Raw genomic sequence first — 25,905 nt, forward strand, 5'->3', positions numbered from 1 at the left:
GATACAATCGCGCCGTCTGAACAGGCTTAGCCGTTTCCGAAGAAGCAAGCGTCGTTTGCGCGAACGCCAGCGCCAGCGGGCATTTTTCAACGACAGAATGGGATCGGACGCTATGGATAAACCCAGAGTAGTGGTATTGACCGGCGCGGGGATCTCCGCCGAATCCGGTATCCGTACCTTTCGCGCCGCCGATGGTCTGTGGGAAGAGCATCGGGTTGAGGATGTTGCCACCCCGGAAGGCTTTGCTCGTGACTCAGAGCTGGTGCAGAACTTCTATAATCAACGCCGCCGTCAGCTATCCCAGCCGGAGATCGCACCCAACGCCGCGCATCTGGCGCTGGCCGAACTGGAACAGGCGCTGGGCGATCGCTTTCTGCTGGTGACTCAGAATATCGATAACCTGCACGAGCGGGCAGGGAATCACAATATCATCCATATGCACGGTGAATTGCTGAAGGTGCGCTGCGAACGCAGCGGCCAGGTGCTGGAATGGGCAGGGGATGTCCAACCCGGCGAGCGTTGCCACTGCTGCCAGTTTCCGGCGCTGCTGCGTCCCCACGTGGTCTGGTTTGGCGAAATGCCGCTGCAGATGGATGAAATTTACCAGGCACTGGCCAGCGCCGATCTATTTATCGCCATCGGTACTTCGGGTCATGTCTATCCGGCGGCGGGCTTTGTACACGAAGCAAAGTTACAGGGCGCTCATACCGTGGAGCTGAACCTGGAGCCGAGCCAGGTCGGCAGCGAATTTGAAGAGAAGCACTATGGTATGGCGAGCGAAGTGGTGCCAGCGTATATCGAAGAACTGCTGAAAGAGATGTGATTTTAGATTTCACGCAAATCCCCTTCCTGTATCAGGAAGGGGAAAGAACGATGCCGTCAGAAGGTTTCCCATGAGCTGTTTGTGTTTTCGGCAACAGGAAGAGGGGAGATTGTGGCAGGCGGCGTTTTTTTATTCATTGTATGCGCGCCGGATTGATCGATTTTAAATGCGGCGACCGAACTTATCAGGTTGTTGGCTTCTTTTTCCAGCGTATGCGCCGCAGTCGCAGATTCTTCAACCAGACCGGTATTTTGTTGCGTCACAACATCCATTTCGGAAATGGCTATGCTGATTTGGCTGATACCCCGGCTTTGCTCCTCGGAAGCCAGCGCAATTTCTCCCATGATATCGGTGACGCGAGCTACGGCTTTCTCAACCTCTTGCATGGTGTTACCCGCATTTTTGGCCAGTACTGAACCATGAGCGACCTGGCTGGAGGAGTCATCAATAAGCTGTTTAATTTCACCCGCCGCTTTCGAGCTACGCTGTGCAAGGTTGCGGACTTCGCCTGCGACGACCGCAAAACTTCTGCCTTGTTCCCCGGCTCGGGCTGCTTCAACAGCCGCATTCAGCGCCAGTATGTTGGTCTGAAAAGCAATGGCATCGATGGTGTTGGTGATTTCGGCAATTTTTTGGGAGCTGGAAACGATCGTATCCATGGTCGTCACGACCTTATTAACGACTTCGCCACCCTGGCGGGCGATCTCTGAGGCCTCCTGGGCAAAGTTGTTTGCATGAGTGGCATTTTCAGAGTTTTGTTTTACGGTTGCGGTTAACTCTTCCATGCTGGCAGCGGTTTCTTCCAGTGAAGCGGCTTGTTGTTCGGTTCGGGAAGAGAGATCGGTATTGCGGGCGGAGATTTCCATCGCCCTTGTATGTATTGCGTTGGCACTGACCCGGACTTCACCAACGGTGCTTGCCAGCGCCGTCTGCATATCGCGAAAGTTAGCTGCCAGTGTCCCCATTTCATTGGTGCCTGTGATATCAATTTCCCTGGTCAGGTCGCTGGCGGCCATATGATGAATCGCTTCCATCAGCGTTCTGAGCGGTCGCAGCAGAATATGATGAAAGCCCCGCCAGACCACTATCGTGATGATAGCCATGATGATTAAGCTGGCTATCAGGCTCCAGATTGCAGATTGATATCCGTGGTGCGACTCTTCGAATGCCGACTGATAGAATCGCTGGCTACTCTGTTGGAAGGTATCATAGTGATGCCTTAACTCTTCCTGATGATCCTGCCAGCGGGTGGTTAATATGCCTTGAAAATTACGCCCCTGTATCATAGACATGAAATTATGCAGGACGGTGTCATAGTTATGGAATGCCTCAATAACGTTTTTTCTAACGTCTGGCGCCATCTGGTCCTGTGGCATTTTGCTAAATTCTATGATTTTTTGTTGCGTCGTTCTGAGTAGCTGTTCTGCAGATTTCAGGCTTTTCTCTTTTTCCCGGGTTTCATTTACGTCAATGTTGTCATCGCCTATAACACGCAGGGCTGCGCGATTAAGTTCAATTCGCGCCTGTAGCATATTACTCCAGCTACTTTCAAGGATAGTCAGTTGGTGAGAAAGGTGATTTAACTCCTGAATATTCTTTTGATTGGTTCTCATAGCGTTATAAGACAGCCCCCCGGAAACTAACTGGAGAATAACGAACAAACCAATTGCAGTCAGTATTCCATTGATGATTTTTATTTTGCTTAGCATGCTTTCCATTCCTTAGAGAACAAAGATTAAAGATATTATCGGAATTCTGACAGAAATCTTTATTTGCGGTATGCAGGCGACTGTGGCAAAGGGATTGGCTGTAACAGATTGTTTTGTCGATATTTTTCCACACCATTAGCGGTGCGAAATAGGGTGGCCAGAGGGAGAAAAGTGACTGGATAACTCTTAAAAAGAAAAGTGAAAGCCCCTTATTCAATATAACGAGCAAGGGGCGATTGCGGGGGAGATAGGGGTATTTAACGCCCCGCCTTCAGCTTCTGATAATAAGACTCGTAGATGGCGCTGGCCTGGCCGACGTCATTCTGCCACTCGCCTTTTTCGATGGTCGCCTTGTCCGGATAGAGCGATTTGTCGTTGGCGACGGATGGGTCCAGCAGCTTACGCGCCGCCAGGTTCGGGGTCGGATAGCCGATGGTTTCCGCCACCTGCTTCGCGATTTCCGGGCGCAGCAGGAAGTTAATCAACTTAAGCGCGCCGTCGACGTTTTTGGCATTAGCCGGAATTGAGAGGCTGTCCATCCAGAAGATACCGCCTTCCTTCGGCCACACCACCTCCAGCGGCGTACCGCCCTGAGTCCGCGCCACCCAGGCGGAACCGTTCCATACCATCCCCAGATTCACTTCGCCTTCCATATAGGGGTTGGCCGGGTTGTCTGAGTTAAAGGCCGCCACGTTCGGCATCAGCTTCTGCAGCTCTTTATAGGCCGCTTCAATCTGTTTGGGATCGGTGGTATTGCCCGAATAGCCCAGCTTCAGCAGCGCCATCTGGAACACTTCCCGGGCGTCATCGGTCAGCAGCAGGCTGTTCTTATACTCCGGCTTCCACAGATCGGCCCAACTGGTCACGCTCTTCGGATCCATCACGTCGCCGTTAACGCCAATGGCGGTGGCGCCCCAGATATAGGGGATGGAGTAGTCATTGTTGGGGTCGAACGGCTTGTTCAGCATATCCGGATCCAGATTATGGAAGTTGCTGAGCTTGCTCTTATCGATCTTCTGAATCATCCCTTCTTTGCGCATCTTATCGACAAAGTAGGTGGAGGGCACGATAAGATCATAAGCCCCTTCTCTGTATGTCTTGAGCCTGGCATACATGGTCTCATTGGACTCATAGGTAGAGTAGATCACCTTAATGCCCGTCTCTTTAGTGAACTGTTCCAGCAGGCCGGGGGGCACATACTCGGTCCAGTTATAGAAGTAGAGCGTTTTATCATCTGCGTGGGCGGCGCTCATACCCAGAACAAGAGCGCCTGCCGCCAGGAGGTGGTGTGACCATTTTTTCATTTTACTTCCCCTGTGTTTTATCTCGCGCAATGAGCTGGCTGGCAATCACCAGAACCAGTGACAGCACCAGCAGGATAGTGGCCAGAGCGTTCACCTCGGGCGAAACGCCGACCTTCACCATTGAATAGATCTTCAACGGCAGAATTTCATACCCCGGCCCGGTGACGAACGAAGAGACCACCACGTCGTCCATGGACAGAGTAAAGCTTAGCAGCCAGCCGGCCGCTACCGCAGGCATGGCCAGCGGCAGAATGATTTTACGCAGGATAGTGAATTCACTGGCGCCCAGATCCTTCGCCGCCTCCAGCATCCGCACATCAAAACCCTTAAGACGCGAGTAGACCGACACCACCACAAAGGGCAGGCAGAAGGTGATATGGGAAAACAGCAGCGACCAGAAACCGAGCTGAATCCCCAGCAGGATAAACAGCACCAGCAGCGAGATAGCCATCACGATGTCCGGCGACATCATCACCACAAACAGCATGCCATTAACGAAGGGCTTGCCGCGAAAGCGGTAGCGATAGAGCGCCACTGCGGTCAGGGAGCCGATCACGGTGGCAAAGCTGGCAGAGAGCACCGCCATGGTCAGCGAGTGCTGGGCCGCCTGCAGCAGACTGTCGTTATTGGACAGCAGTTCATACCATTGGGTGGTGAACCCCTGCCAGTTAATACCGAAGCGTGAACGGTTAAAGGAGTTAACGATCAGAATCACGATCGGAATATATAAAAAGGCGTAGATGACGGCCATAAAGCCGCCACGCAGGCAACGTCCCATCATTCCAGGTCCACCTTCTTATTCAGCAGGCGCGAGGCGCGCCAGTACACCAGCAGCATCAGCCCCATCACCACGGTCAGCGTAATGCTGGTGGCTGCGCCGAACGGCCAGTCGCGGATGTTCAGGAACTGGCTCTTAATCACATTACCGATCAGCAGATTTTTGGCGCCGCCCATCAGATCCGAGACATAGAACAGCCCCATTGCTGGCAGCATCACCAGCAGGCTACCGGCGATAATGCCTGGCATGGTTAGTGGAATAATGATGCGGATAAAGGTCTGCAACTTGCTGGCGCCCAGATCCCGGGCCGCTTCCAACAGCGGCTTATCGAGCTTTTCGATGCTGGAATAGAGCGGCATCACCATAAAGGGCAGCAGAATGTAGACCAGGCCGATAATCACCGCCGATGGGGTGTACATAATGCGGATCGGCGTGTCGATCACTCCAAGCCACAGCAGGAACTCATTCAGATAGCCGCGGGTGCTCAGGAAGATCTTCAGCCCGTAGATGCGAATCAGGGAGTTGGTCCAGAACGGGACTATCAACAAAAACAGCATCAGCGGACGGATCCGTTCGGGCAGTCGCGCCAGAAACCAGGCGAAGGGATAGCCCAGCACCAGGCAGGCGAGGGTGGCGATCAGCGCCATATTCAGCGAATGCAGCAGTACTTCGAAGTAGAGCGGATCCATCAGCCGGGCGTAGTTGTCCAGCGTAAAGGCCATCTTTACGAAGTTGGCGTCGTCCCGGGTCAGGAAACTGGTACCGATGATCATCAGATTGGGTAAAAAGACGAACAGCAGCAGCCAGCCGACGATGGTGGCGATTACCACATTCTGGAATTTATTCGAGTTCTTCATCAGCCAGTACAACCTCCCAGCTTTCTACCCAGGTGATAGCCACTTTCTGATCCAGCGAATGGTCGACGTCGGGGTCGTCCTCGTTAAAGAATTCGCTGACCATCACCATCTTGCCGTTTTCCAGCTCGACGCTGGATTCCAGGGTCATGCCCTTGTAGTTGCGCTCGCGTACATAGCCGATAAACCCTTCGGCCTCGCCTTCGTGGTTGATTTCGACCACTCGCAGATCCTCGGGACGCAGCAGCACTTTCAGACGCTGGCCCTGGGTGACCGGGAAGGTGACATAGATATGGCACTCGCGGCCTTCTACGCTTGCCCGCACCCGCTGTTCATCTACCCGCTCGATCACGGTGGCGTCGAAGATATTGATTTCGCCGATAAAGCGCGCCACAAACAGGTTCTTCGGCTCTTCGTAGATTTCACGCGGCGAGCCGTCCTGCTCGATTATACCGTTACGCATCACTACGATACGGTCCGACATGGTCAGCGCCTCTTCCTGATCGTGAGTCACGAACACGAAGGTGATGCCCAGCTTACGCTGCAGCGCTTTCAGCTCGTTCTGCATCTGCTTACGCAGTTTGTAATCCAGGGCTGAGAGCGACTCATCCAGCAGCAGGATCTTAGGCCGATTGACCACGGCGCGCGCGATAGCCACCCGCTGCTGCTGGCCGCCGGAAAGCTGATGTGGTTTACGCCGGGCAAACTCTTCCAGCTGCACCATTTTCAGCGCTTCGGTGACCCGGGGCGCGATTTCGGCGTTGGGGCACTTCTGCATTCGCAGGCCGAAGGCCACATTGTCGAATACCGACATATGGGGAAATAGCGCGTAGCTTTGAAAGACGGTATTGACGTAGCGGCTTTCCGCCGGAACTTCGGTAATATCCTGGTCATTAAGGGAGATGGTGCCGGTATCGACGTTTTCCAGACCAGCGATAAGCCGTAATACCGTGGTCTTTCCGCAACCGGAAGGGCCAAGCAGCGTTAAGAATTCGCCATTATTGATAGTCAGGGAGAGGTTGGAAATAACGGTTTTGCCATCGAAACTCTTACCGATTCCCGACAGTTGCACCAGCGGTGAAAGTGAACGAGTCTGTGTATTCAATTTCTTACTCTGTCCCATATTAACGCGCCAGTTGGCAATACGGCGCTGGGTGTGTGGTATACCCCCTCAGGGTGCGGTACATAACAAATCGGTACCCCGACGGACATAACGCGCGACGGTACTGACCGGAATACCCCGCCAGTATCGGTGTATCAGGCCGGGGTACTGTCTGAGGGCAGGCATTCTACGGCAAACCGCAAAAATCGCCAATGCTTTGAGGACTATAGGTGCAAGATTCATGGCGATTTAGTTAATAATCTAATAGAAGGATAGACAAATAGTACGCCATTCACGCAGCGCTGAAGAATAATCTCGGCGATACAGGGCTAATAGTGACCTGACTCAATATTTATTCCCGGGCTCTTCCGGATAATGACCAGTACTAACATGAGGGCGGATAGATGGATAAATTACTCGAGCGTTTTCTGCATTATGTCTCTCTGGATACCCAGTCGAAGCCGGGCGTGAAGCATGTGCCGAGCAGCGAGGGGCAGTGGAAGCTGCTGCGGTTGTTGAAAACGCAATTGGAAGAGCTGAAGCTTACCGACGTCACGCTCAGCGATCGCGGCACGCTAATGGCGACGCTACCGGCCAATGTCGCAGGCGATGTGCCGCCTGTCGGGTTTATCTCTCATGTCGATACCTCTCCCGATTTTAGCGGTAAGAACGTGAATCCGCAGATCGTGGAAAACTACCGCGGCGGCGATATCGCGCTGGGAATTGGCGACGAGGTGCTGTCGCCGGTGATGTTTCCGGTGCTGCATCAATTGCTGGGGCAGACGCTGATTACCACAGACGGTAAAACGCTGCTGGGGGCGGATGATAAAGCGGGCGTCGCCGAGATTATGACCGCACTGGCAATCCTCAAGCAGCAGAACATTCCGCACGGTGATATCCGTATCGCTTTCACCCCGGATGAAGAGGTGGGTAAAGGGGCTAAATACTTCGATGTGGAGGCCTTTAATGCCCGCTGGGCCTATACCGTGGACGGCGGCGGCGTGGGCGAGCTGGAATATGAGAATTTTAACGCAGCTTCGGTCAGCATTCGCATTGTGGGTAATAACGTTCACCCTGGTTCGGCGAAGGGGGTGATGGTGAATGCGCTGTCGCTGGCGGCGCGTATTCAGGCCGCGCTACCGGGCGATGAAACCCCGGAGTGTACCGACGGCTATGACGGCTTTTATCACCTGCACAGCATGAAGGGCAGCGTTGAGCGAGCCGAGATGCACTACATCATTCGCGACTTCGATCGCGAGCGTTTTGAAGCCCGTAAACGCACCATGATGGAGATTGCCAAAAAGGTTGGGAAGGGGCTGCATCCCGACTGTTATATCGAACTGACTATTGAGGACAGCTACTACAATATGCGCGATAAGGTGGCTGCTCATCCGCATATTCTGGATCTGGCCCGTCAGGCGATGGTGGATTGCGGTATCGAACCGCAGATGAAGCCGATTCGCGGCGGTACCGATGGCGCGCAGCTCTCCTTTAAAGGGCTGCCCTGTCCGAACCTGTTTACCGGCGGCTATAACTACCACGGTAAGCATGAGTTTGTGACGCTGGAGGGGATGGAGAAAGCGGTGGCGGTGATTGTGCGTATCGCTGAGCTGACGGCTCAGCGGGCGGGTTGAGAGTGGTTGGTAGCTTCGGCGCAGAATAACAGCGGCAGAATATAATGACGCGGTGGGCTGTTCCGTTCACTTTGCGTGACTGCTTCTCTGTTGATTCACAGCCGGTGAACGGGTCAGGGGAATACTCCCTCTCCCTTCCAGGGAGAGGGCCGGGGTGAGGGTGACAGGCAGCTCCGGCGCCTGGTAGTCAATATCATTCCTGAGGCTCTGTTTCAGAATAAAAGCGGTGGAATATGGGGCGGTAGTGGACTGTTCCGTTCACCGGTTCCGGAACTGATATAAGAAAAATCACCTTAAAGTGAACGGAACCTTCTCCGGCGTGGCATGTTCTCCCCGCACACAGCACCGTCGCGAAAATATCCCCCCAATGAAACAAAGCTGAAAACCCATTTAAATATTGCGAATAAGGTTCAGGAATAAAATATAAAGGCCACTACTGTAAGTTATTACAGGTTAAAATAACGATAGCCAGTATTTTATTAAGCAAGGAGCACAGCAGCAAAACACCTTTATTAACCCAGACGCGACCCGCCAGTGCTGATAACACTGACAGGCCGCTCACCACAACCAACTAACACGGAGTTGATTATGGCTGACACCCATCATAATCCACACCCCGCTATTTCCAAAACCCAACGCAACCTGACCGTCGGATATATCATCCCGCGTCACGAAAATAGCCTGACCTGCAAAACAACTTACTACGACCGCAGCCCCAGTCTGCATCTGAAAGGCCACTGGCTGGGTGAAGCCGGATTCGAAACCGGCGGTTTGGTGAAGGTGCACATTGAGCCGGGCAGAATAATGATTTGCCCGGTGTAGAGGCGATAAAACTGAAAAATCCCGGCGCCATCACTGACCCCGGGATTTTTATCGCTGCCTGCAAGGCTTATTCGGCAAAGTACCAGTAACCGCTATTCACCAGCGCCGCCAGCATCGCCAGGAACGAAGGATCGTCCAGCGCTTCGCCAAAGTGGCGGGCTTCGAGCGTGATGCTCTCCGCCAGGGCATTAAGCGCCGGGCGGTGCGGGCTTTCCACCCGCTCGCCGTTCACATAAATCTCTTCGCCGATACGAACCACCCTCAGCCCGCCCAGGCGGCGCAGGGCGTCTCCCTGCTGGAGCGCGTCGTAGATTTCGTCCGGCTGATAAGGGGGCTCCGGCGGCGTAACGTCCAGCTCATGGCGCGACTGGCTGATAAATTCGCCGAACCACTCGCGGAAGTTATCGCGATCGTCGATCAGCTCCAGCATCATGGCCCGCACTTTATCCAGCTCTTCCGGCAGAATATCCGCTGCGTGTTGGCGCTGAGGAATCTCCGGGTCGCCATAGCGGCGGCTGCCCAGCTCATGCTCCAGCACGTGATCGGCGAAGCCGCTGATCAGCTCCCGGCCGCTGGGGGCGCGGAAGCCCACCGAATAGTTCATCGAATTTTCCAGCGAGTAGCCTTCGTGCGGGAAGCCGGGCGGAATATAGAGAATATCCCCGGGCTCCAGCTCTTCATCGATAATGGCGTTAAAGGGGGAGACCTGCAGCAGGTCGGGATGCGGACAGTGCTGCTTCATGGGGGTCTTTTCGCCCACCCGCCAGCGGCGGCGGCCAATACCCTGAATAATAAAGACGTCGTACTGGTCCAGATGGGGCCCCACGCCGCCGCCGGGCACTGAAAAGGAGATCATCAGATCGTCGATGCGCCAGTCGGGCAGGGCGCGGAACGGTTGCATCAGCGCCGCCGCAGGCTCGTGCCAGTGATCCACCGCCTGTACCAGCAGCGACCAGTTGGTCTCGCCAAGGTGATCGTAGCTTTCAAAGGGGCCGTGGCCGACCTGCCATTTACCGTCCTGGTGGCTGACCAGTCGGCTGTCCACTTCGCTTTCCATCGCCAGCCCGGCCAGTTCGTCAGGGCTAAGGGGATCGACGAAACTCTGAAAGCCGCGCTTTAACACCACCGGGCGCTTCTGCCAGTAGCGTTGAATAAAGTCGGGCCAGTTTAACTCTAAGCGGTAATCCATATATTTTCCGTTGCGGCGTGAGGTTTCGGACTTGTACCAAGTATACATGAAGGCCGGGGCGGGCTTCAGCTTTCGGCTTCACCCGGACGCTGGCGACCAAAAATCGCCTCCATGCGCGCGCCGCCCAGCGGGCTTTCTCCGGCGACAATTTGCCCCTGATATTGCGACGCCGCCTCGCGGGCCACCGCCAGTCCCACCCCCTGGCCGGGGCGCAGGGTATCGGCGCGCTGGCCGCGATCGAACACCCGACCGCGCAGGGTTTCCGGTATGCCCGGTCCGTCGTCTTCGACAATCAGGTGCAGCGTCTCTTCCTGCTGACGGGCGGAGACTTCGACAAACTCAAGGCAGTACTTACAGGCGTTATCCAGCAGGTTGCCCATCACTTCCATAAAGTCATTCCGCTCACCGATAAAGACAATCTCCGGCGAGATATCCAGCGAAATAGAGACGCCCTTACGCTGATACACCTTGTTCAGGGCCGAGGTCAGGTTATCCAGCAGCGGCCCCACCGGGTGCACCTCGCGGCTGATCAGGGCGCTGCCGCTGCGCATACTGGCGCGATGCAGGTAGTAGCCGATCTGTTGGGAGATACGGCTAATCTGCTCCAGCATCTGGGGCTCCGCCTGCTCCAACGCCAGCTTACCGGTACGCAGCGAACGCAGGGTACTCTGGAGCACCGCCAGCGGCGTTTTCAGACTGTGGGTCAGATCGGTCAGGGTGGTGCGGTACTTGTCGTAACGCTCGCGCTCGCTCTTTAGCAGCTGGTTAAGGTTGTTGACCAGGCTGGTCAGCTCGCGGGTGGTTTCCGGGTTCAGGGTTTCGCGATCGTGTTTTTCCAGTTCGCGCACCTCCCGGGCCAGGGCTTCGATAGGGCGCAGACTCCACCAGGCGGCGACCCACAGTAGCGGGAGCACCAGCAGCAGGTTGGCGACCATCACGTAGAAAAACCAGTTCCAGACGATATAAGAGTGCTTCAGTTCGCTGGGAATGGTGTCCACTACCACAATGGTCAGGGCGGGCATGGTGGCGGTGGCGGGATAGCGGTTAATGGCGATGGAGTGGGTGGTTTCGTCGTCTTTATCGTCGTCGCTCAGTTCATTGAGCTGATTTTGCAGCAGCGCATTGGCCCCCAGCAGCTCCCGGCTGGTGGTGTAGTCGGCCTCCAGCTCCTGGAAGCCGTCGGCGTGCAGCCACTCCTTGCGGATCTGGGCGATCAGGTGCGGCACCTGGCGCTGTTGCCACAGCAGCTTACCGCGCTCATCGTAGATCAGCGCCAGGCTGGGGCTTTGCCTGTCGAGATTTTCCGGCATTTCGACGTTGATTTTGCCGTTTTCCCACTTCGCCAGGGTGTAGAACAGATTGCTCTCGCCGCGCAGCAGCCGGAAGGCGGTTTTGTCGAAACTGACGCTGTAGCCCACCAGCGCTACCACGCCGTAGGCCAGCGACAGCACCAGCACCACGGCGGCGGTGGCCAGCAGGAAGCGGACCCGCAGCGAAAGCGGCAGAAAATGGCGCAGAATTTTCATTTAGTTGAGATCGAACCGGTAGCCCTGGCCGCGCACGGTGGTGATGACATCGCCGTTGTGCTCTGCCTGAATCTTCTTGCGCAGTCGCCCCATCAGAACGTCAATGGTGTGGCTTTCACGCAGCTCGGCGTCGGGATAAAGCTGTAGCATCAGGGAATCCTTGCTGACCACCTTACCGGCGTTGCGGATAAGCGTTTCCATAATGGTGTATTCGAACGCGGTCAGTTTGATCAGGTTACCGTTAATTGAAAGCTCGCGGCGTGACAGATCCACCTGGAACGGCGGCATCGAAATAAGCTGCGAGGCCAGACCGCTGTTGCGGCGCATCAGCGCCTGCATGCGTGCCATCACCTCTTCCAGATGGAACGGCTTGGTCACGTAGTCGTCGGCACCGGCGCTTAACACTTCCACTTTGTCCTGCCAGCCTTCGCGGGCGGTCAGCACCAGAATGGGCAGGGTGACATCATGGCCGCGCCAGCGGCGAATCAGCGACATGCCGTCTTCGCCCGGCAGCCCCAGATCGACAATGGCGATATCGGGCATATGCTCATTCAGAAAATAGTCCGCCTCTTTGGCATCTTCCGCGGCATCTACCTGGTGGCCCAGCTCACGCAACTGAACCTGCAGGTGATGGCGTAACAGCGCATTATCTTCCACGACCAGGACGCGCATGTTCACTCCTTAAATAATGTTAACGACAAAACCGTTTTACGCGGCCGGGGGTAAACCCCGGCTCAACGCGACGCGGGCTCAGCGATTTATTGAACGGGCAATGCGCGCATAGGTATGGCGCACTCCGCGGATGGCGACGCTAAGGGTAAAAATATTCTCCGGCAGCGCCAGGCCCATCCAGCCGGTATCGCCGATGTGCTGTAGGTCGGCCCCGGCCATTTTGCTCATTAGCGCTATCTGGCGGATGGTTTCGCGATCGGCGCCCTCCTGAGAGGTGCCGATGGCGGTCATCGCCAGCGCGCCGCGGCGCTGGATCTCCTCAATCAGTTCGCTGACCCGCTGCTGGCTCATGCCCGGCACGGTCCCGGGGGCGGGCACCAGCACGATATCGGCGCCGTTATCAATAAAGCGGGCGATATCCCGGGAGGTAATTAGCTGGCGGCCGCTCTCATCCACCACGCCTGCGCCGTGCATCTTGCCGGTGACCAGCACCATGCGATCGCCCACCGCATCACGAATCTGCTTAAGGGCGTCGGCCAGCGCCTGGTTACTGATGCCGTTACCGGGATTGCCGGTCAGCACCAGAATGCGCGCCCCCATCTGCCACAGCTTTTCGGCATTTTCCGCCGTGGCGGCCCGACCGCGGGTCATGCCCCACAGTTCGCGGTTATCGCTGGCGTAAGCGGGGTCTACCGCCTCCAGGTTAACGCCAATCACCCGGCCGGTCAGGCGTTGCAGCTCGCGCAGGCAGTCGTCGGCGGCAACGCCTTGCGGCAGACCGGCAATCTGCGGCTGTTCGGCATCGAGCAGATTCAGCAGCAGAATATCGGCGCCCTGGCTGGCGGCCAGTTCGGCGTTGGTAATTCCGTTCAGCAGCGGTGCGGTGGCGCCGATGGTTTCACTGACCACAATCCGACCTTCGCTGGCGCGCAGGGCGAATAGTAGTTGGGATTTGGTGATGTCGCGCAGCTCAGAGGCGCTGCAATCAAGAAAGCGTTTCATGACGGGCTCCCTGCTAAGGTGTGCTACATACTGTAGCGCGCCCCAGGGCGGAGTGAAAGTGGAGTGCGATAGCGCCGCCCGCAGGCGGCGCTAATTCAAACCTGGTTCAGGTCATCGACCATCTGGGTAGCGCGACCCAGGTAGTTGGCCGGGGTCATGGCCTTAAGGCGGGTTTTCTCGTGCTCCGGCAGCGCCAGACCATCAATAAACTGCTTCATCCCTTCGGCATCCACCCGCTTGCCGCGGGTCAGCTCTTTCAGCTTTTCGTAGGGTTTTTCGATACCGTAGCGGCGCATCACGGTCTGGATCGGCTCGGCCAGCACTTCCCAGTTGTGATCCAGTTCGTCCAGCAGGCGATCGCGGTTGACCTCCAGCTTGCTGACCCCTTTCAGGGTGGACTGATAAGCGATCAGCGCATAACCCACTCCCACGCCCAGGTTACGCAGTACCGTGGAGTCGGTCAGATCGCGCTGCCAGCGGGAGACCGGCAGCTTGCTGGCCAGATGCTGGAAGACGGCGTTCGCCAGCCCCAGGTTGCCTTCGGAGTTTTCGAAGTCGATGGGGTTGACCTTATGGGGCATGGTGGAAGAGCCGATTTCACCGGCGATGGTCTTCTGTTTGAAGTGGTTAAGGGCGATATAACCCCAGACATCGCGATCGAAGTCGATCAGGATGGTATTAAAGCGCGCCACGCAGTCAAACAGTTCGGCGATATAGTCGTGGGGCTCGATCTGGGTGGTGTAGGGGTTCCACTGAATCCCCAGCGAGGTCACAAAGGCTTCGCTAAAGGCGTGCCAGTCCACTTCCGGGTAGGCCGCCAGGTGGGCGTTATAGTTGCCCACGGCGCCGTTGATTTTGCCCAGAATCTCAACCTGCTCCAGCTGGCGGTACTGACGCTCCATGCGGTAAGCCACGTTGGCCATCTCTTTACCCATGGTGGACGGCGTGGCGGGCTGGCCGTGGGTGCGGGAGAGCAGGGGGATATCGCGGTACTGGTTGGCAAGACTCTTAACGGCATCGATAGTCTTACGCCACCAGGGCAGCAGTACTTCCTGACGGGCGGTCTGCAGCATCAGGGCGTGAGAGAGGTTATTGATATCCTCAGAGGTGCAGGCGAAGTGGATAAATTCAGACACCGCGTGCAGCGCAGGAACCTGTGCCACTTTCTCTTTCAGGAAATACTCTACCGCCTTCACATCGTGGTTGGTGGTGCGCTCAATGGTCTTGATGCACGCGGCGTCCTCTTCATTGAAGTTCGCGACTATGGCATCAAGGAAATCGTTTGCGCTGCTGTCAAAGGCAGGAACCTCCTGGATGCCCGGGTGCGCGGCCAGTTGCTGCAGCCAGCGGACTTCGACCTGAACGCGGAACTTCAGCAGGCCATATTCGCTGAAGATGGCGCGCAGCGGACTGACTTTATCGCCGTAGCGTCCATCGATAGGGGAAACGGCCGTCAGTGAGGATAATTCCATCGGTTACTCCTGAGAGATTAACAGTGTGCAAGAAGTTGTCTGGCCTGCGTACACAGGCGATTACGGGAAAACATAAGCTGCAGGCGACCGCCGCCCACCTGGTGCCAGAGCACTGCGGAGCGAATACCGGCCAGCAGGGCGGCACGGACTTTGGCCTGCACCTGGGGGCTTTGCAGCACGGCCGGCGAGCCGGTCACCTGGATACGCGGGCCCAGCGGGCTGATCACGTCGACGTAGATGCCCGCCATAGCGTTCATCAGCGTCTCTGACTCCAGGTCGAAATGGTCGAGCTGGCGCTGCAGGCCGTTAATTCGCTCGCCCAGGGTATTCATGGCCTGGCGATTATTGTGGAGCTTGCGTTCCAGCACCATCAGGCTCAGGGTATAACGCGTCAGTTCGGCGTTCAGCCCCTGTCGCTGGCTGGCATTCAGCACCCCCAGCAGGGTTTCCAGCCCCATCTTCAGCCCGGACTCGCTACCGCCGTAAACCGCGAGGGTAGAGCCGGGATTCAGATCGATAACGCTGCTCAGCATGACGCGCAGCGCGTCTGAGTCGCAGTGGCCCTGATGCGCCAGTTGCTGTACCAGTCGGGCGGACTGGCAGATGCCAGCCAGCGCCAGCGTGATGTCATAATAATTTTTCGCCACGCAAACTCCTTTGTGCTGTCGCTGAATCAGAGCGGCATACGCTGCTCAATAACGCCACCGCCGAGGCAGACCTCGCCCAGGTAAAAGACCGCTGACTGGCCCGGGGTAACTGCGGCTACCGGTTCATCGAAGCGCACTTCGATGCAGTCATCATCCACCGGCGTGATGGTGCAGGGGATATCCTCCTGGCGATAGCGGGTTTTCACCGTGCAGCGCAGCGAGGCGCGTAGCGGTTCGCGATTCACCCAATGTAGCTGGCGGGCAACCAGCCCCACCGACATCAGACGCGGATGTTCGTGGCCCTGAGCCACCACCAGAATATTGTTGGCGACGTCTTTATCCACCACGTACCAGGGATCTTCGTTACCCTCTTTGGTACCGCCAATGCCCAGACCTTTACGCTGGCCCAGGGTGTGGTACATCAGCCCCTGATGCTTGCCCAGAGTTTCGCCATCGACCGAGACGATTTTCCCCGGCTGGGCCGGCAGATAACGCCCCAGGAAGTCGCGGAACTTGCGCTCGCCAATAAAGCAGATACCGGTGGAATCTTTCTTCTTCGCGGTCACCAGCTCCAGCTGTTCGGCGATGCGTCTGACTTCCGGTTTTTCCAGCTCGCCTACCGGAAACAGGCTTTTAGCGACCTGCTGGTGGCTGAGGGTATACAGGAAGTAGCTCTGGTCTTTGTTGCCGTCCAGACCGCGCAGCAGGCGGCTCTTACCGTCCACGTCCTGGCGGCGCACGTAGTGACCGGTGGCGATATAGTCGGCGCCCAGATCTTCGGCGGCGAACTCCAGGAAGGCCTTAAATTTGATCTCTTTATTGCACAGAATATCGGGATTGGGGGTACGCCCGGCCTGATATTCGGCCAGGAAGTGTTCGAACACGTTATCCCAGTATTCGGCAGCGAAATTAATGGTATGCAGCTCAATGCCGAGTTTGTCGCACACGGCCTGGGCGTCCGCCAGGTCGGAAGCGGCGGTGCAATAATCTTCGCCGTCGTCCTCTTCCCAGTTCTTCATAAATAACCCTTCCACCTGATAACCCTGCTGCTGGAGCAGCCAGGCAGAAACGGAGGAGTCAACGCCGCCGGACATGCCGACGATCACTTTTTTATTACTGGCAGACATGGAAACACTCACGCATTGAACTTCAAAGGCGGCGTATTCTAGCACGCGTCGCGGCCTCAGGCACCCCCCGTGAAAGGCCAGTGAAAGGCGGTCAGCACCGACAGCGGATAACGCTCGCCCTGCTGGTAGCAGCGCACGCTTTCCGCCACCAGCGGAGAGCGCAGATTCCCGGCGTTAAGAATCGCCTCAGGCTCCAGCCAGTGGCAGCAGTCGATATCGCTGTCGTGGGGCTCGGTGGCCAGGGGAGTCGGCAGATCGATGGCGAACAGAAAACGCAGAAACGGCGTATTATCGGGGGCTATCCACTGATGCATGCGCAGCAGGCTCTGGGGCCCGGAGCGAATGCCGGTCTCTTCCCACAGCTCGCGGCTGGCCGCCTGAAGCAGCGTTTCATTGGCTTCCAGATGCCCGGCGGGCTGATTCCACAGCGCTTTGCCGTTAATCGTCTCCTCCACCACCAGAAACTGGCCCTGAGCCTGCACCACGCAGGCGACGGTAACATGGGGTTTAAACATCCTCACTCCTCTGGTTTACAGCGGCTTGTCGATGCGCTGCCAGGTGGCGTCCAGCTGCTTCAGACGTTGGTCGTAACGCTGATTGAGGCAGGCGACATCGCCGCCGCAGGCCTGGCGCGATTTCAGCCATGCCTGCTGTTGACCCTGCATGGCGCCCTGGCCGCCCATGGCGAACAGCCCTTTCAGCAGACGGTACTGGGTCGCCATGGTGACATCTTTATCGTTCAGCTCGCGGCTGGCGCAGATGGCTTTTTCATCCGCGGCGCTGGCTTTCGCGCAGTCAAAGCTGGCGGCCTGAGCGCCCAGGGCGCAGCTCATCAACAGTAGCGCTAACGTGAGTTTCATTTTGGCTCCTCGCGTGGCAGTTCGCGCCATTCGCCGCTGGCCAGATTATCCAGGCTCCAGTCGCCCATGGCGTAGCGGATCAGGCGCAGGGTAGGGTGGCCGACATGGGCGGTCATTCTTCTGACCTGGCGATTGCGCCCTTCGTACAGGGTGATGCGCAGCCAGGCGGTAGGGATGCTCTTGCGTTCGCGTACCGGCGGGGTACGCGGCCACAGCCAGGCGGGCTCTTCTACCTGCTCCACCCCGGCGGGCAGGGTGGGGCCATCCTTTAGCGTCACGCCGTGGCGCAGCGCGGCCATGGCCGCCTCGTCCGGCTCGCCTTCCACCTGAACATAGTAGACCTTGCCGGTACGCTTGCCAGGCTGGGTCAGCCGGGCCTGCAGGGCGCCATCGTTGGTTAACACCAGCAGGCCTTCGCTATCTCTGTCCAGACGCCCGGCGGCGTAGATATCGGCCACCGGAATATAGTCCTTCAGGGTGGCGCGCCCCGCTTCGTCGGTAAACTGCGGCAGCACATCGAAGGGTTTGTTAAACAAAATGACCCGCCGTGGTCCACGCGCTCTTTTACTGTCCCGTGCGCTATTTTTATGGCTGAATCGTTTAGTTTCGTGATTTCTAACAGAAGTTTTGTGCATAGTATTTTCAGGCGTTGGCGATTGCCGCATTATAGCGGAATCACGGCAGCCTTTCATGGTGCCCGACATTCAGGTAGTATTGACACATCGATCACAAATCATTAACAAAAATCAGTAACAACAGAAGCGCTCGAAGGAGAGGTGAATGGAAAGCAAAGTAGTTGTTCCGGCGGAAGGCCAAAAAATCACCCTTGATAACGGCAAACTGAACGTGCCGAACAATCCGATTATCCCTTACATCGAAGGGGATGGCATTGGCGTTGACGTCACGCCTGCCATGCTGAAAGTGGTGAATGCCGCCGTGGAAAAAGCCTACAAGGGCGAGCGGAAAATTTCCTGGATGGAAATCTACACCGGTGAAAAATCCACCCAGATCTACGGTAAAGATACCTGGCTGCCGGATGAAACCCTGGATCTGATTCGCGACTACCGCGTTGCGATCAAAGGCCCTCTGACTACCCCGGTTGGTGGCGGTATCCGTTCCCTGAACGTGGCGCTGCGTCAGAAGCTGGATCTCTACATCTGTCTGCGTCCGGTTCGCTACTACCAGGGCACCCCGAGCCCGGTGAAACACCCTGAGCTGACCGATATGGTTATCTTCCGTGAAAACTCTGAAGACATCTATGCCGGTATCGAATGGAAAGCCGACAGCGCAGACGCAGACAAAGTGATCAAATTCCTGCGTGAAGAGATGGGCGTGAAGAACATCCGCTTCCCGGAACACTGCGGTATCGGCGTTAAGCCCTGCTCCGAAGAGGGCACCAAGCGTCTGGTACGCGCGGCCATCGAATATGCCATCACCAACGATCGCGAATCCGTGACCCTGGTGCACAAAGGCAACATCATGAAGTTCACCGAAGGCGCTTTCAAAGACTGGGGCTACCAGTTGGCGAAAGAAGAGTTCGGCGGCGAGCTGATCGATGGCGGCCCGTGGATGAAGATCAAAAATCCGAACAACGGCAAAGAGATCGTGGTTAAAGATGTGATTGCCGACGCCTTCCTGCAGCAGATCCTGCTGCGCCCGGCCGAGTATGATGTTATCGCCTGTATGAACCTGAACGGCGACTACATCTCCGACGCCCTGGCAGCTCAGGTTGGTGGTATCGGTATCGCGCCTGGCGCCAACATCGGCGATGAGTGCGCGCTGTTCGAAGCCACCCACGGCACCGCGCCGAAGTATGCGGGCCAGGACAAAGTAAACCCGGGCTCCGTTATCCTCTCCGCTGAGATGATGTTGCGCCACATGCAGTGGTTCGAAGCTGCAGACCTGATCGTTAAAGGCATGGAAGGCGCTATCGCCAACAAGACCGTGACCTACGATTTCGAACGTCTGATGGAAGGCGCTAAACTGCTGAAATGTTCAGAGTTTGGTGACGCGATTATCGCGAATATGTAATCAGCATTGCTGGTTGATAAAAGCGGGAGCCTGAGGGCTCCCGTTTTTTCTACGCAGTATTTACAAGTTGCTTATCGTCACTCCCACCAACCCCGATCCCCACGCGCCTCCCCTAATCGCATCTGCGCCTCGCGCAGCTCACCGCGCTTTTCCGCCAGCTTGCGGCGATATTTCACGATTTTCTCGCCGTCGCCTTTATGCCGGGCTTCAGCAAGGTCCTCTTCAGTTTCACGAAGAGCGCGCTGTTTATCTTCGACTTTACGTTTCAGTTTGCGGATCTCAGCGCGGTTTTCCGCCGTCACGCTTTCGGGCGTGCAGTGGGCTTTCACTTCGGCTAATGCCTGGCGCAGTCCGGCAGCTTTGCGGTGATGGTTGTACTGTTCGGCGATGTGGAGTTCCCGCTCCAGTGCGACGCGTCGGGTCGCGCAATCTTCCGCGGCAAGCGCCGTGTTCAGAGAACCGGTGGCGATCGCCAGGCCCAGTAACAGGGAATATTTTTTCATGATGCTTTCCTTGAAGGCTTATTTAAACAGGTCGCTACGGTACTTGAAGAGTTCCAGGTCGGAGGCGATACCCAGCTTTTTCATACCCGCCTGCTTATGGCCGCTAATGGTTTTACGGCTGCGCTTCAGCTTGGCGGCGATATCTATAATCTGCATACCGTCCAGGAAGCAGCGAATCACTTCAGCTTCCCGCGGGCTCAGCAGTTTGGTCAGTTGAGCAAAATCGCTGCCTTCATTGCCGCTATTGGCGCCCGGATTGAGGCTCAGCACATCGCCGTGGCGTTTCTGTACCGGCAGCCGGGTCAGCTCCATAGCGATAGTGGCCGGAATAAAGCGCTGACCGCTGGCGATCATGCGAACCGCCTTAAAGTAGCTTTGAGTCTCTTCGCGCTTGCTCATATAGCCGCGGATGCCCGAAATAAAGGCGGCGCGAATCACCGCCAGGCTCTCCATTGAAGAAGAGAGCAGGATTTTCAGTTTTGGGTGGCGGGCCAGAATATGTTTGATAAGCGACAGCCCATCCATTTCATCGCTGCCGAGGATGTAGTCGAGCACCAGCACATCGGCGTGATTTTTCTGTAGCCAGTTCAGCAGCTCCCGGCTGTGGCCGAAGCTGCCGGTCAGATCGATATCGCGCTCTTTAGCGGCCGCCATTTCAAAGGCGTGGCGGATCATCGGGTGGTCGTCGAGTAACGCAACGGTGATTTTTTTATTGGATAACAGCGTCATATCGGGCCTCATTATCAGAAACAGGTACCAGGTTGTCAGGAAGAGGGGTTAAGCCAGTGGGTTAACTCCCCTGCGCCCGCGTAGCCGCGTAAAATGGCGCTGTAGCCGTCATAGCGGTTGGTCACTTCGGCCACCCGGTTGTTGTAGTAGTCCGACTCGGCGCTCAGCACATCCAGCAGCGTGCGTTTCCCCAGGTGGTACCACTGATCGAAGAAATCTTTACGGATGCGGTCCGACTCGAAGGTCAGGCTATGGTAGAGCCCGGCGCGCTGCAGCATTGAGTGGGCGTCCTGGTCGGCGGTTTTTACCCGCTGTTGCAGATCGTCCAGTTGATTTTCCGCCTCTTCGCTCTGGGCCCAGGCGCGCTGCACTGCGGCACGCTCCGCGGCCTGGGATGAACCGCCGCGGAACACGCCCCAACTGACGTTAACGCCAGTCTGCCAGGCTTCCCGACGGCCGTAGTAGTCTTTCGCCGTGCTCTTGCTGATTACCCAGTTCACCTTCGGCAGGTTGGAGGATTTCAGGGCCTCTGCTTCGGCCAGCGCCGCCTGCGCCCGGGAGCGGGCCTGGGCCAGCGTCGGGTGCGCATGTAGCTGCTGCAGCAGGCGGGTGAGCTCCCCGGGCTTCAGTTGCCAGCGGCGGGCAGGGGGCAGGGCGACTTTGACGCCGCCGGTCAGGCGCTGCAGCTTAATTTCGCTGTCGCGCAGGCGCGCGGTGGCGTTATCCAGCGCCGACTGGGCCTGCAGAAAGCGGCCCCGGGCCTGAGTCAGTTCGCTGCGTCGGCCGGGATCCTGTTCGACAATGCCGCTCAGCATGGTCACCAGCTCCTGCATCCGCGCCACGTACTGCTGGCTCATCTCGATAATCAGCCGCTGCTTGGTCAGTTCGATCATCTCGCTGCTCACCTGCCAGGCCAGATCTTCATATTGCGCCGCCAGTTGGTGATCCGCGGCGTTAACGGAATGCTCGCGGCTGTCGATGGTATGGCGGGTCTGGCCAAAGTCATACAGGGTGGTGGAGACCGTGACGCCAAAGGCGGGAACATTATCCCGGCTGGCGTTTCGGTCTCCGTCGCCAAACTGCCAGCTACGGGAGTCGGTCGTGACGTCTACCTGGGGCAGGCGGGCGCCTTTGGCGTTGTTGACATCCTCGCGCGCGGCTTCGGCAGAGAATTGCGCGCCCCGCACCTGGGGGCTGCGCTGAATGGCGGTATGGGTAGCCCGGCTAAACAGGGTGCGTAATTCGCTTTCACTCACGCTGTCTGTTGAGGTCGAAGCTTTTGCCGACAGGCTCAGGGCAAGCCCTGCCAACAACGGAAATATAAACAGTAACGGGTTCATTGGGTTATCTCCGGCAATTAACGCTCACGGAAGGCTTCGCGGGCTTTAAATACCGGCTTCAGCAGATAATCGAGAATCGTTTTTTCACCGGTACGGATCTCCACGGTGGCAACCATTCCCGGAATAATCGGCAGTTGTTTATTGCCGACGTTAAGGGTGCTGTTTTCGGTCAGCACCATCACCCGGTAGTAGGTGTCGTCCGGCCGTCCGGAGGCGGCTTTGGTTTCATCCTTCAGGGTGTCGGGGCTTATCATCTCCACGTTGCCCTTCAGGCCGCCGTAAATGCCGTAGTCATAGGCGGTAATCTTGACCGTGGCCGGTAGCCCAGGGCGCAGAAAGGCCACATCGGAGGGGCGGATTTTGGTCTCTACCAGTAGCTGATCTTCGGAGGGAATAATCTCCAGAATCCGCTCCCCCGGCTGGATAACCCCGCCGATGGTATTGACCCGGATGTTTTTCACCGTGCCGTTAACCGGTGCCACAATGGTGGTGCGATCCACCACGTCGGCCTTACCGACCAGATTTTCCGTGGTCTGGGCCAGCTCCAGTTCCAGCTTATTCAGCTCGGCGTTGGCATCGGCCTGGTAGCGGTTGCGGCGTTCGACAATCTGCGACTGCAGTTCGTTGGCCTGTCGGCGCATACGCAGCAGCTCCACTTCGGAAAGCAGGCCCCGGGCAGCCAGCGGCTCGGCCAGGCGAATCTCGCGTATCGACAGTTGATAGCTGCGCTGCAGCGCTTCTACCGAATCCTGCAGCGCCTTTTTACGCGCCTGATAAGCGCGGGTCTCCTGTTCGATAATGGCGCTGTCCTTGTGCACCTGCGGGTCAAAGGTCAGCGGCAGGTCGTAGGCTTCGGCGCGCAGACGCGAAATGGTGCCCTTCAGGCCCAGCACTTTATTCAGGATCTCCCGGTAGCTGGCCTGGGCGCGGGTGGGGTCGATCTTCAGCAGAATCTCGCCCTTTTTCACCTGCTGACCCTCTTTCACCTCCATGGCAGCCAGGATGCCGCCCTCCAGGCTCTGGATCACCTGTTCGTGGCTGCGGGAGACGATTTTGGCTTCGCCTTTGGTAATCTCCTCTACCCGGGCGAAGTGCGCCCAGGTGACAAAGCAGACGGCCACGGCAATAAACAGCAGCATCACCAGATGCGAACCCGGCGTTTTCTGGCTAAGCAGCGAGGCCTGAATATCGTTCATAAACGCGGCGTCGACGGCGCTCAGGGCGGGTTTACGACGCAATGCGAATTTCGCCATTATGCTGTCTCCTCGGTAGGCGATTTCTGTTCGACAGCGCCGTTTGCCGCAGGGGCTGTCGCCGCCGGGCGGGGCGTTTTCTCACCCCGCAGGCGCGCCAGCACCTGCTCTTTGGGGCCGTCCATCGCTACCTTTCCGCTGTCGATAACGATAATGCGATCCACCAGCGCCAGCAGTGAGGGGCGGTGGGTGACCACCACCAGGGTTTGCTGGCGGGTGGCAATCTGCAGATGACGCAGGAACTGCTGTTCGGTCTGGGCATCCATGGCGCTGGTGGGTTCGTCGAGCAGCAGCAGCTTAGGGCGGGTCAGCAGGGTGCGGGCCAGCGCCACCAGTTGACGCTGACCACCAGAAAGGTTGCCGCCGTGCTCGCCCACCTGCAGGTGGATCCCCTGGGGATGACGCGCGGCAATCTGGTCGAGTCCGGTCAGTTGCAGTACCCGCATAAATTCACCGGCGCAGGCGTCCGGCATCCCCAGCATGATGTTTTCACGCAGCGAGCCGTAGAACAGGCGCGCGTCCTGGCTGACGAAGCCCACGGCGTGACGCCAGTCGGCGGGGTCTATCTGGTTCACGTCCAGACCGGCGGCGAACAGTTGCCCGTCGGTGGGGGAATAGAGCCGCGCCATAATGCGCAGCAGGGTCGATTTTCCGCTGCCGATGGCGCCGAGAATCGCGACCCGCTCACCGGCATGAATCTCCAGGTTGACGTTATCCAGCACCTTAGGATTAGGGCGCATCGGCGGCGCCGGATAGCTGAAACCCACCTTTTTCAGGCTGATATTGCCCTCCAGTTCCGGCTCGGCGATATAGGCCTGCTCGTCGTCGCGGTCGGTGGGCATCGCCATCAGCGTGTTCAGCGAGGTCAGCGCCGCTTTAGCCGCCTGGTAACGGGTCGCCAGGCCAATCACCTGGCCCAGCGGAGCGGTGGCGCGGCTGGCCAGCATGACAGTACCGATCAGCGCTCCCATGGTGAGATCGCCGGCATCGATCAGATAAACGCCGATCACAATCAGCATCACGGTCTGAAACTGCTGCAAAAAGGTGACGGTGCTGGTAGCCAGGGTCGAATAGCGTTTGGATTTCGAGGAACTGTCGGCCTGCATGGCGCTAAAGTTCTGCCAGCGGCGCTGCATCCAGGCATGACCGTTCACCGCTTTCAGCGTCTCCATACCTTCGACGGATTCAATCAGCACCCCCTGCTTAAGCGAGGCTTCCTGCAGGTTGGCCTTCATGATTTTGGCCAGCGGCCACTGAATCGCCACGCTGACCAGCAGAATGGCGGGCAGCAGCAGCAGGGGCACCCAGCCAAGGGCTCCGCCGATGGTAAAGATAACGGCGACAAACAGCAGTACAAACGGCAGGTCGGCCAGCGCCGCCAGGGTGGCGGAAGAGACGAACTCGCGCACCGATTCGAATTCGCGCAGTTGGTTGGCAAAGGTGCCGGATGATGCAGGCTTATGCTCCATACGCACCGACAGCGCCTGGCGGAACAGAATACTGCCGACGATCAGATCGGCCTTTTTCCCGGCGCTATCCAGCAGATGGGCGCGGATAAAGCGGGTGCTGGCTTCAAACAGCATCGCCACGGTAACGCCGATAGCCAGCGACCATAGAGTGGTAAAGGCCTGGTTAGGAATGACCCTGTCATAAACGTTCATGGTGAAGAAGATACTGGCCAGTGCCAGCACGTTAATCAGTACCGAGGCTACCGCCGCGCTGCGATAGTAGCGGCGATAGCGCCACAGGGTGCTGAACAGCCAGTGCTTCTGGTTTTCCGGCAGACCTTCCACCACCCGGCGATCCACCTTCGCTTCTGGCTTGGCCATAATGGCGTAGCCGCTGTACCAGGTGTTGATCTCCTGCTGGCTGAGCTCCACCGGCTCCGGTCCCACTTCCGGCATAATCAACTGATAGCACCAGTCGCTTCTGCCTTCAGCGCCTTCTTTACGGACCCTGTCCAGCAGAATGCAGCCGCCGGAGCCGTTACGTACCAGAATCAACGGGGTCACCTGCAGCGGCAGCTCCCATAACTGGCGTTCGACCAGCCCGGCGCTAAAACCGGCATTTTCCAGCGCGCTTAGCGCAAGAGAAGGGGAGAGCAGCACATCTTTTGGCAGCCCCGCCACCAGCGCCTCCTGGGTACGACCGGCGCCGTAGTGGCGGCACAGCCAGGCCGCGCTCTGTAGCAGGGTATCGTCAATGCGGGTGCGCGCGTCGACGGGCGGCTGCTGCGCATCCTGTTCACTGTCTGTCGATAGAGTGGCGTTCATTCAGGGCGTCTCTGTTAAACGAAGGGGCGTCAGACCGGATGCAAAACGGCTATTCGCGGACCATCAAGATGGCGCTACGCAATAAATCAATAAGCGCTCTCAGCCTGGCGATTTTTTATTTCGGGGGGGATGGTAAAAAACGGCGAGACATTTCTGAATCATCGACTGCTTAGCGAGTTGTAGGGGAATGCTTACGCATTTTATCCAGGACGCGGCCTGGCTTTTTTTTCTGCAAATATCGACATACTCGTTTAC

Annotated in this window: 24 protein-coding genes; 4 read left to right on the forward strand and 20 right to left on the reverse strand. The window is 57.4% G+C overall.

Going from position 1 to position 25,905, the window contains the following annotated elements; translation table 11 throughout:
* The first annotated feature begins 1 nt into the window (after nucleotide 1).
* Nucleotides 2–823: a Sir2 family NAD+-dependent deacetylase gene (gene cobB, locus FEM41_RS15645; RefSeq protein WP_138099226.1), complete on the forward strand. Its 822-nt coding sequence runs from the start codon at nucleotides 2–4 to the stop codon at nucleotides 821–823.
* Nucleotides 824–879: 56 nt separating this feature from the next.
* Here the strand turns inward: cobB and FEM41_RS25065 are convergent, their stop codons facing one another.
* From FEM41_RS25065 to potA, 5 genes are all read right to left on the reverse strand, one after another.
* Nucleotides 880–2,532 carry a methyl-accepting chemotaxis protein gene (locus FEM41_RS25065; protein ID WP_138097093.1) on the reverse strand — a complete coding sequence of 551 codons (1,653 nt, stop codon included), beginning with the start codon at nucleotides 2,530–2,532 and terminating at the stop codon, nucleotides 880–882.
* A 257-nt stretch (nucleotides 2,533–2,789) separates the two neighbouring features.
* Entirely contained in the window at nucleotides 2,790–3,836 is a 1,047-nt protein-coding gene (potD, locus tag FEM41_RS15655; protein WP_138097095.1) for a spermidine/putrescine ABC transporter substrate-binding protein PotD, read from the reverse strand.
* A 1-nt stretch (nucleotide 3,837) separates the two neighbouring features.
* The gene (potC, locus tag FEM41_RS15660; RefSeq protein ID WP_138097097.1) at nucleotides 3,838–4,617 is read right to left on the reverse strand and encodes a spermidine/putrescine ABC transporter permease PotC; all 780 of its coding nucleotides are present in this window, start codon (nucleotides 4,615–4,617) and stop codon (nucleotides 3,838–3,840) included.
* Nucleotides 4,614–5,471 (reverse strand): spermidine/putrescine ABC transporter permease PotB, encoded by an 858-nt coding sequence (potB, locus tag FEM41_RS15665; protein WP_138097099.1) that lies wholly within the window; start codon nucleotides 5,469–5,471, stop codon nucleotides 4,614–4,616. The genes potC and potB overlap by 4 nt, the downstream gene beginning before the upstream one ends.
* On the reverse strand, nucleotides 5,455–6,591 hold the full coding sequence (gene potA / locus FEM41_RS15670; RefSeq protein WP_138097101.1) for a spermidine/putrescine ABC transporter ATP-binding protein PotA: 1,137 nt from the start codon (nucleotides 6,589–6,591) through the stop codon (nucleotides 5,455–5,457). The genes potB and potA overlap by 17 nt, the downstream gene beginning before the upstream one ends.
* A gap of 383 nt (nucleotides 6,592–6,974) precedes the next feature.
* Between potA and pepT the strand changes: the two genes are divergently transcribed.
* Together pepT and FEM41_RS15680 are read left to right on the forward strand one after the other, a co-directional pair.
* Nucleotides 6,975–8,204, forward strand: coding sequence for a peptidase T (gene pepT / locus FEM41_RS15675; RefSeq protein ID WP_138097103.1), 1,230 nt, complete (start codon nucleotides 6,975–6,977; stop codon nucleotides 8,202–8,204).
* A 588-nt stretch (nucleotides 8,205–8,792) separates the two neighbouring features.
* On the forward strand, nucleotides 8,793–9,026 hold the full coding sequence (locus FEM41_RS15680; RefSeq protein WP_138097105.1) for a SymE family type I addiction module toxin: 234 nt from the start codon (nucleotides 8,793–8,795) through the stop codon (nucleotides 9,024–9,026).
* 67 nt (nucleotides 9,027–9,093) lie between these two features.
* Here FEM41_RS15680 and FEM41_RS15685 read toward each other — a convergent pair whose 3' ends face one another.
* From FEM41_RS15685 to rluE, 10 genes are all read right to left on the reverse strand, one after another.
* Nucleotides 9,094–10,215, reverse strand: a complete 1,122-nt coding sequence (locus FEM41_RS15685) for a ribosomal protein uL16 3-hydroxylase (RefSeq protein ID WP_138097107.1) — start codon at nucleotides 10,213–10,215, stop codon at nucleotides 9,094–9,096.
* Between the two features lie 65 nt (nucleotides 10,216–10,280).
* A complete protein-coding gene (phoQ, locus tag FEM41_RS15690) occupies nucleotides 10,281–11,741 on the reverse strand; it encodes a two-component system sensor histidine kinase PhoQ (protein WP_138097109.1) in 1,461 nt (486 codons plus the stop codon).
* The gene (gene phoP / locus FEM41_RS15695; protein WP_138097111.1) at nucleotides 11,742–12,413 is read right to left on the reverse strand and encodes a two-component system response regulator PhoP; all 672 of its coding nucleotides are present in this window, start codon (nucleotides 12,411–12,413) and stop codon (nucleotides 11,742–11,744) included.
* 78 nt (nucleotides 12,414–12,491) lie between these two features.
* Nucleotides 12,492–13,415: a DUF7916 family protein gene (locus tag FEM41_RS15700; protein ID WP_138097113.1), complete on the reverse strand. Its 924-nt coding sequence runs from the start codon at nucleotides 13,413–13,415 to the stop codon at nucleotides 12,492–12,494.
* Nucleotides 13,416–13,510: 95 nt separating this feature from the next.
* Nucleotides 13,511–14,887, reverse strand: a complete 1,377-nt coding sequence (purB, locus tag FEM41_RS15705; RefSeq protein ID WP_138097115.1) for an adenylosuccinate lyase — start codon at nucleotides 14,885–14,887, stop codon at nucleotides 13,511–13,513.
* 17 nt (nucleotides 14,888–14,904) lie between these two features.
* On the reverse strand, nucleotides 14,905–15,534 hold the full coding sequence (gene hflD, locus FEM41_RS15710; protein WP_138097117.1) for a high frequency lysogenization protein HflD: 630 nt from the start codon (nucleotides 15,532–15,534) through the stop codon (nucleotides 14,905–14,907).
* 26 nt (nucleotides 15,535–15,560) lie between these two features.
* On the reverse strand, nucleotides 15,561–16,661 hold the full coding sequence (gene mnmA, locus FEM41_RS15715) for a tRNA 2-thiouridine(34) synthase MnmA (protein ID WP_138097119.1): 1,101 nt from the start codon (nucleotides 16,659–16,661) through the stop codon (nucleotides 15,561–15,563).
* Nucleotides 16,662–16,717: 56 nt separating this feature from the next.
* Nucleotides 16,718–17,176: an NUDIX hydrolase gene (locus FEM41_RS15720; RefSeq protein ID WP_138097121.1), complete on the reverse strand. Its 459-nt coding sequence runs from the start codon at nucleotides 17,174–17,176 to the stop codon at nucleotides 16,718–16,720.
* 15 nt (nucleotides 17,177–17,191) lie between these two features.
* Nucleotides 17,192–17,521, reverse strand: a complete 330-nt coding sequence (locus FEM41_RS15725; RefSeq protein ID WP_138097123.1) for a lysozyme inhibitor LprI family protein — start codon at nucleotides 17,519–17,521, stop codon at nucleotides 17,192–17,194.
* Entirely contained in the window at nucleotides 17,518–18,186 is a 669-nt protein-coding gene (gene rluE / locus FEM41_RS15730; protein WP_138097125.1) for a 23S rRNA pseudouridine(2457) synthase RluE, read from the reverse strand. Before rluE ends, FEM41_RS15725 begins: the two co-directional genes overlap by 4 nt.
* Nucleotides 18,187–18,301: 115 nt before the next feature.
* Here rluE and icd point away from each other — a divergent pair, with 115 nt between their 5' ends.
* Complete coding sequence (icd, locus tag FEM41_RS15735; RefSeq protein ID WP_138097127.1) at nucleotides 18,302–19,552, forward strand: NADP-dependent isocitrate dehydrogenase; 1,251 nt, start codon at nucleotides 18,302–18,304, stop codon at nucleotides 19,550–19,552.
* A gap of 77 nt (nucleotides 19,553–19,629) precedes the next feature.
* Here the strand turns inward: icd and FEM41_RS15740 are convergent, their stop codons facing one another.
* The 5 genes from FEM41_RS15740 to FEM41_RS15760 are packed head-to-tail and all read right to left on the reverse strand — an operon-like array spanning nucleotide 19,630 to nucleotide 25,650.
* Nucleotides 19,630–20,055, reverse strand: a complete 426-nt coding sequence (locus FEM41_RS15740) for a DUF1090 domain-containing protein (RefSeq protein ID WP_138097129.1) — start codon at nucleotides 20,053–20,055, stop codon at nucleotides 19,630–19,632.
* 18 nt (nucleotides 20,056–20,073) lie between these two features.
* The gene (locus FEM41_RS15745; RefSeq protein WP_138097131.1) at nucleotides 20,074–20,784 is read right to left on the reverse strand and encodes a response regulator; all 711 of its coding nucleotides are present in this window, start codon (nucleotides 20,782–20,784) and stop codon (nucleotides 20,074–20,076) included.
* A 35-nt stretch (nucleotides 20,785–20,819) separates the two neighbouring features.
* Nucleotides 20,820–22,124 carry a TolC family protein gene (locus FEM41_RS15750; protein WP_138097133.1) on the reverse strand — a complete coding sequence of 435 codons (1,305 nt, stop codon included), beginning with the start codon at nucleotides 22,122–22,124 and terminating at the stop codon, nucleotides 20,820–20,822.
* A 17-nt stretch (nucleotides 22,125–22,141) separates the two neighbouring features.
* Nucleotides 22,142–23,377, reverse strand: coding sequence for an HlyD family type I secretion periplasmic adaptor subunit (locus tag FEM41_RS15755; protein WP_138097135.1), 1,236 nt, complete (start codon nucleotides 23,375–23,377; stop codon nucleotides 22,142–22,144).
* Nucleotides 23,377–25,650, reverse strand: coding sequence for a type I secretion system permease/ATPase (locus FEM41_RS15760; protein ID WP_138097138.1), 2,274 nt, complete (start codon nucleotides 25,648–25,650; stop codon nucleotides 23,377–23,379). Before FEM41_RS15760 ends, FEM41_RS15755 begins: the two co-directional genes overlap by 1 nt.
* Nucleotides 25,651–25,905 lie beyond the last annotated feature (255 nt).

This window comes from Jejubacter calystegiae (assembly GCF_005671395.1).
Classification (GTDB): Bacteria; Pseudomonadota; Gammaproteobacteria; order Enterobacterales; family Enterobacteriaceae; genus Jejubacter; species Jejubacter calystegiae.